Origin of the sequence: Stenotrophomonas rhizophila (assembly GCF_020857975.1) — a bacterium.
Taxonomy (GTDB): Bacteria; Pseudomonadota; Gammaproteobacteria; order Xanthomonadales; family Xanthomonadaceae; genus Stenotrophomonas; species Stenotrophomonas rhizophila_C.
This window is the reverse complement of record NZ_JACWUO010000005.1, coordinates 173,191-187,167: the sequence shown is the minus strand read 5'-3', so window position 1 is coordinate 187,167 and position 13,977 is coordinate 173,191. Positions and strand designations below refer to the sequence as shown.

General features: G+C 68.2%; 13 protein-coding genes. 7 read left to right on the top strand and 6 right to left on the bottom strand.

From position 1 onward, the window contains the following. Positions 1-105: 105 nt before the first annotated feature. The 6 genes from IC535_RS07180 to IC535_RS07155 all read right to left on the bottom strand — a co-directional run bounded on the left by IC535_RS07180 (position 106) and on the right by IC535_RS07155 (position 5,166). Complete coding sequence (locus tag IC535_RS07180; RefSeq protein ID WP_228885602.1) at positions 106-729, bottom strand: hypothetical protein; 624 nt, start codon at positions 727-729, stop codon at positions 106-108. Between the two features lie 3 nt (positions 730-732). Next, positions 733-1,074, bottom strand: coding sequence for a type II toxin-antitoxin system prevent-host-death family antitoxin (locus tag IC535_RS07175; RefSeq protein WP_228885601.1), 342 nt, complete (start codon positions 1,072-1,074; stop codon positions 733-735). Positions 1,075-1,198: 124 nt separating this feature from the next. Continuing rightward, positions 1,199-3,487, bottom strand: a complete 2,289-nt coding sequence (locus IC535_RS07170; RefSeq protein ID WP_429000342.1) for a GH92 family glycosyl hydrolase — start codon at positions 3,485-3,487, stop codon at positions 1,199-1,201. 205 nt (positions 3,488-3,692) lie between these two features. Next, positions 3,693-4,025 (bottom strand): thioredoxin family protein, encoded by a 333-nt coding sequence (locus IC535_RS07165; RefSeq protein ID WP_228885599.1) that lies wholly within the window; start codon positions 4,023-4,025, stop codon positions 3,693-3,695. 21 nt (positions 4,026-4,046) lie between these two features. Then, positions 4,047-4,460, bottom strand: a complete 414-nt coding sequence (locus IC535_RS07160) for a host attachment family protein (RefSeq protein ID WP_228885598.1) — start codon at positions 4,458-4,460, stop codon at positions 4,047-4,049. A gap of 94 nt (positions 4,461-4,554) precedes the next feature. Further along, positions 4,555-5,166, bottom strand: coding sequence for a hypothetical protein (locus IC535_RS07155; RefSeq protein WP_228885597.1), 612 nt, complete (start codon positions 5,164-5,166; stop codon positions 4,555-4,557). Between the two features lie 172 nt (positions 5,167-5,338). Here IC535_RS07155 and IC535_RS07150 point away from each other — a divergent pair, with 172 nt between their 5' ends. From IC535_RS07150 to mgtA, 7 genes are all read left to right on the top strand, one after another. After that, entirely contained in the window at positions 5,339-6,034 is a 696-nt protein-coding gene (locus IC535_RS07150; RefSeq protein WP_228885596.1) for a DUF3348 domain-containing protein, read from the top strand. Positions 6,035-6,044: 10 nt separating this feature from the next. Then, positions 6,045-8,453, top strand: a complete 2,409-nt coding sequence (locus IC535_RS07145; RefSeq protein WP_228885595.1) for a DUF802 domain-containing protein — start codon at positions 6,045-6,047, stop codon at positions 8,451-8,453. After that, positions 8,450-9,097 (top strand): OmpA family protein, encoded by a 648-nt coding sequence (locus IC535_RS07140; RefSeq protein WP_228885594.1) that lies wholly within the window; start codon positions 8,450-8,452, stop codon positions 9,095-9,097. The genes IC535_RS07145 and IC535_RS07140 overlap by 4 nt, the downstream gene beginning before the upstream one ends. Then, complete coding sequence (locus IC535_RS07135) at positions 9,087-9,743, top strand: DUF2894 domain-containing protein (RefSeq protein WP_228885593.1); 657 nt, start codon at positions 9,087-9,089, stop codon at positions 9,741-9,743. Before IC535_RS07140 ends, IC535_RS07135 begins: the two co-directional genes overlap by 11 nt. 14 nt (positions 9,744-9,757) lie before the next feature. Next, on the top strand, positions 9,758-9,916 hold the full coding sequence (locus tag IC535_RS07130) for a hypothetical protein (RefSeq protein ID WP_228885592.1): 159 nt from the start codon (positions 9,758-9,760) through the stop codon (positions 9,914-9,916). 695 nt (positions 9,917-10,611) lie between these two features. After that, positions 10,612-10,911 carry a hypothetical protein gene (locus IC535_RS07125; protein WP_228885591.1) on the top strand — a complete coding sequence of 100 codons (300 nt, stop codon included), beginning with the start codon at positions 10,612-10,614 and terminating at the stop codon, positions 10,909-10,911. Positions 10,912-11,001: 90 nt separating this feature from the next. After that, entirely contained in the window at positions 11,002-13,755 is a 2,754-nt protein-coding gene (gene mgtA, locus IC535_RS07120; RefSeq protein WP_228885590.1) for a magnesium-translocating P-type ATPase, read from the top strand. Positions 13,756-13,977: the final 222 nt, after the last annotated feature.

The window sequence follows — 13,977 nt, the reverse complement described above, 5'->3', positions numbered from 1 at the left end:
GGTTGGATGCGCTTCGTTCGGGCATGGCGTTGTCCGAGCATGGCTCGGACCTACCGCTGCTGGTTCGGACCTATCCGCCGCACGGTGTCCGAGCGTGGCTCGGACCTACCCGCCGTGCAGTTCCATCGCGCGCATCACGATCGGCTTGGCCCAGTCCGGGGTATGCAGCAGTTCGGCCACCGATACCGGGTAGTGCAACCCGCTGCGATCGACCTGCAGCAGCGGCAGCGGTTCCACCCTGCCCTGGGCATCGGCCGGCGCGCTGTTGTCGTAGACATGCAGTTCGGCCAGGTGCGGCAGCAGATCGATCAGGTTTTCGCGCGCGGTATCAAAGCGGGCGCGGATCTTGTCGTGCGGAATGTCGTGGCCGCCGCCGGCCACGCGCGCCGCGACGCGGGCGATATGCAGTTCCACGCTGTCCAGGCCGCAGAACCAGATCGCCACCTCATGGCTCTGGCAGGCCTGGCGCAGCAACTGCGGGATGGTGTTGCCGCCCAGGGTGGTTTCGAAGGCGAAGTCGCTGCCATCGGCGATCGCCTGGCGCAGGCGTCGCGCGCCTTCGTTCCAGGCCGCCGCATTGGCCTCGCCGAGTTCCCAGCCGGCATCGACCAGGGCACGGGTGAAGCTGTCCGGGTTGAACCAGGACAGCCCCTCCTGTTCCAGCCATGTGCCCAACAGCGAACTTTTGCCGGCGCCGTTGACGCCGGCCAGCACCAGAATCCGCCCCATCGGTCAGAGCGGCTGGCCGAGGGTGACCTTGCGGCCGCGGCGGATCGGCTGGCCCAGCACCTTGCCCAGCCCGCCATCGCGGTCCAGGCTGGCCAGCTGGGTATCGAACCGGGCACGCAGGCGCTCCAGGTCAGCGGCGCGGGTGCCGCTGTCGGTGCCGGCGGCCTTGGCCAGCAGTTCCTGGTAGGCCTTGATGTCCACGATCACCGCTTCGGGGTGGTTGTGGTTGGTGATGACCAGCGCCTGCTTCTCGCGGACAGTACGCATCAGGCTCGGCCAGCCGCGGGTCTTCACCGAGGAGGCGGTGGCCTTCTCCAGGCCGGGCAGGTCCAGTGGCAGGGTCATGGCAGGCTCCACGGAGGGAATGGGGCCACTATACGCCTTTTGGCCAAATGGGGAATAAATCGCATTATGGCCCGGCCATCCGCTGCCGGCCCCCACCCCGGCGGGCCGGCAGCGGACACCAGGCTCAGCGCGACATCGAATACGGCGCCTGCGCACCCTGCCCCGGCCAGGCCTGGTTCGGCGCGGCCTGCAGGGTGAAGTGCAGTTCGCCGCCGGCCAGGATCTCGGCGTGGCGCAGGAAGGCGCGCTGCAATGGCTTGCCGTTGAGGGTGACCGCGCCGATATAGCCGTGGCCCTGCTCCAGCCCGTCGGTGGTAATGGTGAAGGTGTTGCCGTTGGGCAGGTGCAGCGAGGCCTTGGGCAGGAACGGGCGGCCGATGATGTATTCGCCGCTGCCCGGCGCCACCGGGTAGAAGCCCAGCGCAGTGAATACATACCAGGCCGACATCTGGCCCAGGTCGTCATTGCCGGCCAGGCCGTCGGGGCGGTCGGCGTACTGGGTGTCCATGATCTGCTTCAGGCGCGCCTGGGTGCGCCACGGCTGCCCGGCATGGGCGTACAGATAGGCCACGTGGTGGCTGGGTTCGTTGCCGTGCGCATACCAGCCGATCAGGCCGGTGATGTCCTCCATGTGCTCGAACACCGCCGGGTCGACCTTGGCGTCGAACACCTGGTCCAGCCGCGCCAGCAGTTTGTCGCTGCCACCGTGCGCCCTAGCCAGGCCGGCCACGTCCTGCGGCACATACCAGGAGTACTGCCAGGCATTGCCTTCGGTGTAGTCGCTGCCGTAGCCGCTGGCGCTGGGATCGAACGGCGTGCGGAAGCTGCCGTCGCGCTTGCGCGCGCGCATGAAGCCGGTATCGGCGTCGAAAGCATGGCGCCAGTTGCCGGCGCGCTTGTCGAAGGTGGCCTGCACGTCCTTGCGGCCCATCGCTTCGGCCATGCGTGCGATGGTCCAGTCGTCGAAGGCGTATTCCAGGGTCTTGCTGGCGGCCTCGCCTTCCTCGTCGATCGGTACCCAGCCCAACTCGCGGTATTGGGCGATGCCATCGTAGGGGCCGTAGTTGGCGGTGGCGACCATCGCCTGCAGCGCCTTGTCGGCATCGAAGCCGCCGATGCCCTTGAGGTAGGCATCGGCGATCACCGGCACGGCGTGGTAGCCGATCATGCACCAGGTTTCCTGGCCGTGGAACGACCACACCGGCAGCATGCCGTAGGCGCTGTGCTGCTGGTGGGCCAGCAGCGAGTTGATGAAATCGCTGTTGCGTTTTTCCGGCTGGACCAGGGTCAGCAGCGGGTGCAGGGCGCGGTAGGTATCCCACAGCGAGAAGGTGGAGTAGTGGTTGAAGCCTTCGGCGCGGTGCACGGCGTTGTCCGCGCCGCGGTACTGGCCGTCGGCATCCATGAACAGCGTGGGGCCAAGCAGGCTGTGGTAGAGCGCGGTATAGGCGCTGCGCCGAGCATGCGCGGGCGCCTGGATATCCAGTACCGACAGCGCCTCGGTCCACTGTTTTTTGGCTTCGGCGCGGACCCGGTCGAAATCCAGATCGGGCACTTCGGCGGCAAGATTGGCGATCGCACCGGCCTCGCTCACCGAGGAGATCGCCACGCTGACCACCAGCGGCGCTTTCAGCGTGCCGAAATCGAACGTACCCACCAGCTGGCGGCCCTCGATCTGCGCGCGCTCGCCCGGTGCATTCGGTGCCGGCGGCGCAAAGCCCTTGTAGGGGATGTCTTTTTCGGTGTTGTGCAGTTCGTGCGCGGTCAGCGGGCGCGAGAAGCGCATCGCGAAATACAGCTGGCGGCCCGGTGCCCAGCCGCGGGTTTCGCGGAAGCCGGTGACGGTGCCATCGTCGCGTACCCGCAAGCGCGACCACGAGATCTTGCCCGGGTAGTCGTACAGGCTGGTGCGCAGGTCCAGCAGCACCCGTGCCGGCTGGTTGGCCGGGAAGGTGTAGCGATGCACGCCGACGCGGGTGCTGGCGGTGAGCTCGGCGCGCACCTTGGGATCGTCCAGGGTGACGGCGTAGTAACCGGGCTCGGCGCGTTCGTCGTCGTGGCCGAAGTGCGAGGTGTATCCGCTGCCAGGCTTGTCCGGGTCGCCACGTTCCAGGCTGGTGCCGGGGGCGACCGGCATCAGCAGCACATCGCCCAGGTCCGAATGGCCGCTGCCGGAAAAGTGGGTATGCGAGAAGCCGACGATGCTGCGGTCGTCGTGCCGGTAGCCTGCGGCCCAGTCATAGGCTTTTTCGCGCGGCTGGATGCGCGTGTCCGGGCTGAGCTGGACCATGCCGAACGGCACCGTCGCCCCGGGATAGGTATGCCCCTCCCCGGCGGTGCCAATGAACGGGTCCACCGACCCGAATGCGCGCTCACCCAGCTCGGACGGTGCAGCCATTGCCGTGCCCGCCATCAACAGGGTTCCTGCCGCCAGCGCGGCCCATCGCTTCTTCTCGAGCATTGGCATAGGTCGGATTTGGATCGATTCAATATTGAGCCGATCCTAGCACCGGCGGGCCGCCATTGCAGGTGCCGTTGGAGTGGGATCGGCCTTGTTTCATGCTGCATCGCAGCGTATCGGGCACGGCGCAGCATGCCGTGTGGAGGCAGCTCCGGCCCTACGCGTCCTGCCGCCGCACCAGCGCCGCCAACGCCTCGATATCTTCCACGCGCAACGGCCGCACCACGCGCCCCTGCTCTTCACCGTTGTGCAGCAGGATCACGGTAGGCCACAACTTCACTTGATACGCGCGACCCAGGAGCCGGCCCTTGCCGTCTTCGACCTTGAGGTGCGGCATGTCGTGCTGCTGCAGCAGCGCCTGAACCACCGGCTGCGCGGCGCTGCAGTGCGGGCACCACGGCGCGCCGAACTCCAGCAGCTGCCAGCCGCTGCCGGCGTCCAGCTCGGCACGGCTGGGCGGGGTGTCTACATAGTCGGGGGTATAGGCCATGCTGCGCTCTGCTCCGGTGGGTCATTCCAACGCGCGCTGCACATCTTTCAGCGGCGCATTGGTGAAGTCCTTGGCCAGTTCGCGGATCAGCCGCGACTGTACTTCCTTGTGCAGCTGCGGGCGGATACGGCCGAGTGTCTGCGGGTCGGCGATCAGCACCAGGTGGGCATAGCGGTTGTTGAGCGCATCTTCGTTCAACTGCGCGGCCAACTGCTTGGCGAAGGTGGCTTCGTTGAGCTGGGCCACGCTCATGTCCTTGGGCATCGCCCCGGACGGCCCCTGCCCGGAGACGCCCTGCGCGCTGATGTCCTGCACCTGCAGTTCCTCATGCTGCTTGAGTTGCAGCGTGCGCCCCGTGCCGACGTTGGTGAACACGCGGGCCGAGCCGCCGTCAGCCACGACGACCAGGGTACCTTCGGGGATCTGCTGTTGCATGGTGGACTCCTTTGGGGGAACGGGCCGGTACTGCACCCGTGTCCAACGTAGGCAATGCGATGTAAGCGTGGTGCATACGCCTGTGTGCAGCACGTCAGTGCGCGCCCGGTCCCGGCGGCTCGGTGCGGGTCAGCGTTCCCGGGCTCCAACGCCATGTCCAGGTATGCCGGCCCGGTGCCGGGCATGGTTCCTGGTCGTACCTCGCTCGGTCTTCGGCATGGCACAACGTCGACTTGGCTTGACTGTCGAAGGTGACCCGGATCTGCCCGTCGACGACTTCAAGGCGCTTGAACTGTCCCGGGATATGGTCGGTGGCATCATCGGCATAGCCCATCTCGCGGATCACCGCATAGGTGGCGTCATCCAGCGACGAACTGCCCGGATAGGCCGACCGGCCGCGGCGATCATCCGGCGCCAGGGCGCTCATCACCACTAGGTTGTTAGTCTGCTCGAAGGTGCTGCCGGTGTTGGTCGCGGTATAGACGTAGACAACGCCGCGGGTGCCGCGGCCATCGATATCGGCCAGCCGGACCACCAGCGGCCGGTAGTCGTACTGGATGTCGTCGGATGGAATCAGGTCCAGGGTGGCGGCCACGGCGGCCTTGGCCCGGTCCAGCGTCAGTGCTGCGGGCGCAGGTTCGGCACTGGCGGTGCCCAGCCCGGCCAGCAGCAGCCCGCCGACGACAATCATCTTCCCTGCACTCAAGGCGGCACCCTCCTGTGGTCATCCCTCGGGATTGTCCCATGCGCCCTCTTGGGGCCGTCCGTGCCGCGCGTCGCAACTATCTGATTTCGTTCCTTCCCCGTGACCGCTCGGAATCTTGTTCAGACAGCCCAACTGTCATTCCGGTGTAAAATTCAGCGTTTTAACCGGAACAATGGCGAAAACGTCCTACCGCCCGCCCCTGCCCGCCCCGGCCTTCATCCGCCTGTTGGCGGGGTTTGCCGATGGCAAGGTGCCGGCTGCCAGCCCGGACTTGTCCGATCGCCTGAGCCAATGGGTGGACTGGAACCGGGCGGTGGCGCTGTCGCGGGCACTGGACGGCCGGCTGCCGCCCCCGGTGGCCGAGGCGACGCCGTTCGAGGCGGCCGATGCCGCCGAGGTCGCGCGGGTGCGCGCGGCCCTGGTCGACGCCATCGCCCAGCCATTGCCGCCGCTGAGTGCTTCCACCGCGTCGGATGATTTCGCGCCGCTGCGGCAGCGGGTGTTGACCCTGCAACGGTCGATGCTGGCCGCCACCGGCCGGCTGCGTGGGCGGCTGCGCGACATGCTCGGCCATGCCGCACCGGAACTGGCGCGGCTGGCCGAAGTGGACGCGGTGATGGAGCAGACCCTGAGCCCGCGCGAGCAGGCCCTGCTGGCCAGCGTACCGGCCCTGCTGGGCCAGCATTTCGCCCGCCTGCACGCGGCGGCGTTGCCGGCCGCAGCCGACGGCGAACCCGTACCGACCGCCCCCGCCAGCAATGCCTGGCGGCTGCGTTTCCAGCACGACATGCAGCAGGTGCTGCTGGCCGAGCTGGATGTTCGTTTTCACCCCATCGAAGGCCTGCTTGCAGTACTTCGCCCCCGATAACTGGGACCTCATGTTCAGAACTAGTGTGTATTTCGCGGTTTTCCTTGCAGGCCTGTGCGCCGCGTGCTGGATCGGCGCCGGCTACGTAGGTACCAACCCGGTGGGCCTGGCGGTGGCGCTGGTGATCGCCGCCTGCTACACCGCCGGTGGCGTGGAGCTGTTCCGTTATCGCCAGGCCACGGCCGGGCTGGGCCTGGCGCTGGCCGACATGGCCGCCGCGCAGGACGACCCGGGCCCCTGGCTGCAACGCGTGCCGGCCGGGCTGCGCAACGCGGTGCGGCTGCGCGTGCAGGGCGAGCGCATCGCGCTGCCGGCACCGGCACTCACCCCGTATCTGGTCGGGCTACTGGTGCTGCTGGGCATGCTCGGCACCCTGCTGGGCATGATGGCCACCCTGCGCGGCACCGGGCTGGCGCTGGAAAGCGCCACCGACCTGCAGGCCATCCGCGGCTCGCTGGGCGCGCCGGTGGAAGGGCTGGCGGTGGCGTTCGGCACCTCCATCGCCGGCGTGGCCACCTCGGCCATGCTCGGCCTGCTGTCGGCGCTGTGCCGGCGCGAACGGCTGCAGGTGGTGCAGCAGCTGGATACCCAGCTGGCCGGCCCGCTGCACCATCATTCCCAGGCCTGGCAGCGCAGCGAAGCCCTGCGCCTGGCCCAGGCCCAGACCGGGTTGATGCCGGCCCTGGTCGAGCAACTGCAGGCGATGACCGCCGCGATCGAACAGCGCAGCCAGGAGGCCAATGCGCAGTTGCTGGCACGCCAGGAGAGCTTCCACGCCAAGGCCGATGCCGAGCATGCGCGGCTGGCCGCGGCGATCGAACAGGCGCTCAGCGCCAGCGTGGCGGCCAGCGCGCAGGCCGTCGGCGCGGCGTTGCAGCCGGTCATGCAGCAGACCCTGCGTGCCATCGCCGCTGAAACCGGCACCCTGCAGCGCACCGTGGGCGAAGCGGTACAGCGCCAGCTGGACAGCCTGGAGAGCGGCTTCCAGAGCAGCCGCAGCAGCGCTGCCGAACACTGGACCAACGCCCTGGCCGCGCAGCAGCACAGCCACACCGCCATGACCGAAGCCCTGCGCGGCGCGCTGGACCGGCTGGCCGAACAGCACGATCAACGTGCACTCAGCCTGCTGGAGGCGCTGTCGGCGCGGCTGGACGCCAATGCCGACCGTTGGAGCGAAGCCCAGCAGGCCCAGCAGCACACCCACCAGGCGCTGGTCGGCGAACTGCAGGGCACGCTGGCGCAGTTCAGCGCGCAGCACCAGCAGCAGGCCGGCAGCCTGGTCGAGGCACTGGGCACGCGCCTGGAGGCCAGCGCCGAACGCTGGAACAGCGCCCAGCTGGCCCAGCAGCAGACCAGCGCGGCCCTGCTCGGCACGCTCGGCGGCGCACTGCAGCAGTTCGTGCAGCGCCACGACCAGCACGCCACCGCCCTGGTGGAGGTGCTGTCGAGCCGGCTGGAGGCCAGCACCGACAGCCACGCCGCGGCCTGGCGCGAGGCGCTGGAACGCCAGGAGGCGGCCAGCCACGCCCACGCCGAACGCAACCAGCAGGCGCTGTCGGCCGCCGCCGGCAGCTTCGACACCCATGCCAGCACCCTGGTGCAGGCGATGCAGCAGTCGCACGCGGCCCTGCAGGACGCGCTGGAAGCACGCGATGGCCAGCGCCTGGGGGCATGGAGCGACGCCTTCAGCGCGCTGTCGGCCGACCTGGGCCGGCAGTGGGCGCAGACCGGCGAACAGGTTGCCCAGCGCCAGCAGCAGATCTGCGACGCGCTGGAAAGCACCGCCCGGCAGATCACCGAACACACCCAGGCCCACGCCAGCGACACCATCGCCGAAATTTCGCGGCTGGTGCAGGTGGCCTCCGAAGCGCCCAGGGCCGCGGCCGAGGTGGTGGCCGAGCTGCGCCAGAAACTGTCGGACAGCATGGTGCGCGATACCGCGATGCTGGACGAACGCAGCCGCCTGCTGGCCACCCTGGAAACCCTGCTGGATGCGGTCAACCACGCCTCCACCGAACAGCGCAGCGCCGTCGATGCGCTGGTCACCACTTCGGCCGACCTGCTCGAGCGGGTGGGCGCGCGCTTCACCGAGCACCTGGCCGGCGAGACCGGCAAGCTCGGCGAGGTGGCTGCCCAGCTCACCGGCAGCGCGGTGGAAGTGGCCAGCCTGGCCGATGCCTTCGGCGGTGCGATGCAGGTATTCGGCAGCGCCAGTGCCGGGCTGGGCGAACGCCTGGAGCAGATCAGCGGCGCACTGGATGCCTCGCTGCTGCGCAGCGACGAGCAGCTGGCCTATTACGTGGCCCAGGCGCGTGAGGTGATCGACCTGAGCGTGCTGTCGCAGCAGCAGATCATCGAGGAACTGCAGCAGCTGAGCGCGCGCCGTGGCGCCGGCAAGGCCGGGGCGGCTGCGGTATGAGCGAGGAGATCGAGCTGGAGAGCGAATCGGGCGCGCCGATCTGGGCCGCCTTCGGCGACCTGATGTCGGTGCTGCTCGGCGCCTTCGTGCTGATCCTGGTCGGGGTGGTCGCCCTGCAGCTGGAACTGTCCACCCGGCTCGACCATGAAGTGCAGCAACGCCAGGCCGAGGCCAGGCGCCGGCAGACCCTGGAACAGGCGCTGGCGGTACCGCTGGCAGCCGGGCGGGTGACGCTGGTGGATGGCCGCATCGGCATCCGCGGCAGCGTGCTGTTTGCATTGAACTCGGACCAGTTGCAGCCCGAAGGCCGCGAACTGCTCAACAGCCTGGCCGGGCCGCTGACCCAGTACCTGTCCTCGCGCGAGGAAATCCTGATGGTCAGCGGCTTCACCGATGACCGCCAGGTACGCGAAGGCAACCGCCAGTTCGCCGACAATTGGGCGCTGTCGGCCGAACGCGCATTGACCGTCACCCGCGCGCTGGTCGCCGAAGGCGTGCCGGCCTCGGCGGTGTTCGCCGCCGCGTTCGGCGCCGAGCAGCCGGTGGATTCCAACGCCGAGGAAGCCGGCCGCGCACGCAACCGTCGGGTTGAGATGGCGCCGATTCCCCGCCCCAAAGTCAGCGCTGCGGCCGATGCACGGTAAATCGCGCACGCTGCCGTTGCAGGCGCAGTTGGACCTGTGGCGCGCGCAGCAGCACGACCGCCACGACCCACTCGGCTTTGCCTTGCTGGAGGCCCTGCAGGCCCGGGCCGAAGCGCACACCGGTGCGGTACGCGAAATTCTCGATGCGCGCCTGTCGATCCTGCGCCAGGCCTATGCCGCGCGCCTGGCCGAAGCAACAGCCGCGCCCGCCGCGGCAACCACACCCAACGCCACGCCGCTGGCCGGCCTGCTGGCCACCCTGGCGCAACGCGAGCGCACCGCGCCAATTCAAACTAGGCCCGTGACCGCCCACGATGACGCAGCGGCCTTCCCGGCCTTGCCGGCAGTCAGCGAATTCCGCGACCTATGGACCCGGGTGCGCAACGAAAGCCAGCAACGACTGTCGCTGGCGCAGGGCCCGGGCGATGGCGGCCCGCTGAACTCGGCCGTACTGGTGCACCGCTCGCTGACCCTGATGAGCGAACTGGCCCCCGGCTATCTGCAGCACTTCCTGATGTACCTGGACAACCTGGCCTGGCTGGAACAGCTGCAGCCGGCCACGGCGACAGGCAGCAAAGAAGCAGCGCGCACCCGCAAGAACAAACCCAAACGCGCCCGCACAAGCACCAGCACCAGCAAGACGTAAAGCCGGACTCCGCTTTGCTGTTGCTGTTGCTGTTGCTGTTGCTGTTGCTGTTGCTGTTGCTGTTGCTGTTGCTGTTGCAGTTGCTGTTGCTGTTGCAGTTGCTGTTGCAGTTGCTGTTGCTGTTGCAGTTGCTGTTGCAGTTGCTGTTGCTGTTGCAGTTGCTTTGCCTATGACCTTGACGTACCTCCCCCTTGGAGCGAGCCGAGCATCGCAGCGGCGGCAAGGGCGAAGAGGTGCGGGCCAAGCATGAAGCATACTGAGGGCTGTGCGGCAGCACATGGGCGCGTGGCGACGCGTTGGAATAACGGGCGCTCGCCGGTCTAGGGGCGCGAGCGCAGCGAGTTCCGCACCGTCCCTTGCCGACGCGAGAAGCGCAGGGCACCGGCAGGCGTAGCCTGCCGGATCGCGGACGGGGGCGTGTTCTTTGGTTACTTTCTTGCACGAGCAAGAAAGTGACTCGCGCCCCGCAGGGGCACGAAACGCTTTTGAGGTTAAGAACCGCGAAGCGGAAAAGCAACAGCAACAGCATCCGGCCAGCGGCCGGCACTACAAATAAAGCGAATGCCGAAGCACCGGCCGCCCGCTATACCAAGGTATATCCCAACGAACCCAAGGGCACCTAGGTTTCCGCAACACCAATGCGGACAATACGCACATCGGCTAAGCGCAGATACGCGCACCGCCCCCCCTCCCCCTTCCACCGGACTACCCCCATGGATCCCGATCCTGCCGGGCGCTGCGCGCCCCTGATCCACCCCCATTGCCATCACTCCCCGGCGTCCGGCCGGCGGCTTGCGCTCGCCTGAGCGGGCTTGCGCTCGCCTGAGCGAATGAAGCCGGCCGGCGCTGTCTGCCCGGAGGCCTCCCGATGCACTACAAAATCCTTTACATCACCCAGCGCCGGCTGATCGTCGAACGCCGCGTCGGCGCACTGCGCAGCCTGCTGTTGCAGCATGGCGCGCCCCTGTTCGCCCGCGCCCTGGCCCTGGGCTCGGCGCGGGTCATCGCCGATGCGCTGTCGCTGCTGCCGATCAGCGAGCGCATCAGCGTGCTGCGCCACCTGCCCGCGGCCACCCGCGCGGCGATGCGCCCGCTGTGCATCGGCGGCAGCCAGCGCCTGCATGCACAAGCCTGGACCCATGTACCGCCGCGCCTGCAGCACGCCTGAGCACGCCCGCGCCGCGGCGACCGCACCTGCCTTCCCCTGCCCGATCCGGCGGCCCGCCGCCGCCCGGGTCCGCCCTATGAGGAGTTCCCGATGAACCTGCTCCACGCCTGGTTCGATACCTTCCTGCGCAGCCGCCGCGCCGGCAACCTGTTCGGCCGCCGCGCCATGCCCGAGGCCGGCGTCGGCCGCGCGGCCGCCGCACCCCCGGCCTTCAGCACTGCCTTGGTCGGCCTGGCCCAGGCCCCGCTCGAGCAGGCACTGGCCACATTGGCCTCGCACGCCGACGGCCTCGGTGAACCCGAGGCAGCCGAACGGCTGGCCCGGCTCGGTCCCAACGAGGTCGATCACGAAAAGCCGCTGCCGTGGTGGCGCCACCTGTGGCAGTGCTACCGCAACCCGTTCAACCTGCTGCTGACCGTGCTGGCGGTGGTGTCCTGGCTGACCGAGGATGCCAAGGCGACCGTGGTGATCGGCACCATGGTGCTGCTGTCCACCCTGATCCGCTTCATCCAGGAAGGCCGTTCCAACCGCGCCGCCGAACGGCTCAAGGCGCTGGTCGGCAACACCGCGCGGGTGCTGCGCCGGGCCAGCGGTACCGAGGCGGCCGAGCTGGCCGACCAGTACTTCGGTGCGCACCTGCACAGCCGACAACCGGCACGGCAGCAGGAGCTGTCGATCCGCGAGCTGGTGCCCGGCGACCATATCGTGCTGTCGGCCGGCGACATGATTCCGGCCGACTGCCGCGTGCTCACCGCCAAGGACCTGTTCGTGGCCCAGGCGGCGATGACCGGCGAATCGCTGCCGGTGGAGAAGTTCGCCGATGGCGATGCCACCCAGGCGGCGCTGCTGGAACAGCCCAACCTGCTGTTCATGGGTACCAACGTGGTCTCCGGCACCGCCATCGCGCTGGTGCTGGCCACCGGCAACCGCACCTACTTCGGCACCATCGCCCAGCGCAGCAGCGCCACCAAGGCCACCCCCACCGCCTTCCAGACCGGGATCAACAGCGTGAGCTGGCTGCTGATCCGCTTTGCGCTGGTGATGGTGCCGTTCGTGCTGCTGATCAACGGGCTGACCAAGGGCAACTGGAGCGAGGCGTTCCTGTTCGCGTTGTCGGTGGCGGTCGGGCTGACCCCGGAGATGCTGCCGATGATCGTCACCTCCACCCTGGCCAAGGGCGCGGTGCAGCTGTCGCGGCGCAAGGTGATCGTCAAGCGCCTGGATGCGATCCAGAACTTCGGGGCGATGGATGTGCTGTGCACCGACAAGACCGGCACCCTGACCCAGGACCGGATCGCGCTGGAACGGCACACCGACGTGTTCGGCCACGATTCGCAGGACGTGCTCAAGTTCGCCTACCTCAACAGCCATTTCCAGACCGGGCTGACCAACCTGCTCGACCGCGCGGTGCTGGAGCACGTGGAACTGCAGAGCGAGCTGCGGCTGGCCCAGGATTACCGCAAGGTCGACGAGGTGCCGTTCGATTTCCAGCGCCGGCGCATGTCGGTGGTGGTGTCCGAATGCGAGGACCACCACGAGCTGATCTGCAAGGGCGCGGTGGAGGAGATGCTGGCGGTGTGCAGCACCGTGCGCGAGAACGGCCGCGACATGCCGCTGGATGCCCAGCGCCTGGCACGGGTACGGCAGGCCACCGAAGAACTGAACGAGGAAGGCCTGCGCGTGGTGGCCGTGGCGATGAAGGAAACCGCGGCCAGCCAGGCGGTGTATTCGCAGGCCGATGAGCACGGGCTGACCCTGGTCGGCTACGTGGCCTTCCTCGACCCGCCCAAGGAATCGGCCGCGCAGGCACTGCAGGCACTGGCCGCCCATGGCGTGGAAGTGAAGGTGTTCACCGGCGACAACGAGCTGGTCACCGCCCGGGTCTGCGCCCAGGTCGGGCTGCAGGCCGATACCATCCTGACCGGGCCGCAGATCGAGCGCATGGACGATGCCGCCATCGCCCAGGCACTGGCCCGCCACCGCGTGTTCACCCGGCTCACGCCGCTGCACAAGGAACGGCTGGTGCGCGCCCTGCGCGCGCAGGGCAAGGTGGTCGGCTTCCTCGGCGACGGCATCAACGACGCCCCGGCGCTGCGTGCGGCCGACATCGGCATCAGCGTGGACAGCGCGGTGGACATCGCCAAGGAAGCGGCCGACATCATCCTGCTGGAAAAGAACCTGATGGTGCTCGAAGAAGGCGTGCTCCAGGGCCGGCGCACCTTCAGCAACATGCTCAAGTACATCCGCATGACCGCCAGTTCCAACTTCGGCAACGTGTTCTCGGTGCTGGTGGCCTCGGCGTTCCTGCCGTTCCTGCCGATGCTGCCGCTGCAGTTGCTGGTGCAGAACCTGCTGTACGACATCTCGCAGATCGCCATCCCCTTCGACAACGTCGATGAGGAACTGGTGCGCAAGCCGCTGCAGTGGAACCCGGCCGACCTCGGCAGGTTCATGCTGTTCTTCGGCCCGATCAGTTCGATCTTCGACCTGAGCTGCTTTGCGCTGATGTGGTACGTGTTCGACGCACGCACCCCGGCCGACCAGGGCCTGTTCCAGTCGGGCTGGTTCGTGGTGGGGCTGCTCACCCAGACCCTGATCGTGCACATGATCCGCACCCCCAAGGTGCCGTTCCTGCAGAGCCTGGCCGCACCGCCGCTGCTGCTGATGACCGGGCTGATCATGGCCATCGGCGTGCTGCTGCCGATGAGCCCGCTGGCCGGCTATTTCAAGCTGCAGGCACTGCCGCCCGGCTACTGGCCGTTCCTGGTGGCCATCCTGTTCGGCTATGCGGTGCTCACCACGCTGCTGAAGAAGCTCTATATCCGTCGTTTCGGCTGGCAGTAAGCGCCCGCCCCCTGCCGAGGAGTCCGCATGGACCTCAATCCCCATCTGCCCGCGGGCTGCGCACCAAGCGGTGCTGTACGCGACATCGGTGGATGCCGATGAGCTGGACGCGGTGCTGGCCACGTTGTCGGGCGCGCCCGGCGTGCTGCAGGGGTTCTGGAATGCCACCCTGGAAGACTGAGCACCGGGCCACTACCGGCGCGGTGCTATGCTCGTCCGCGC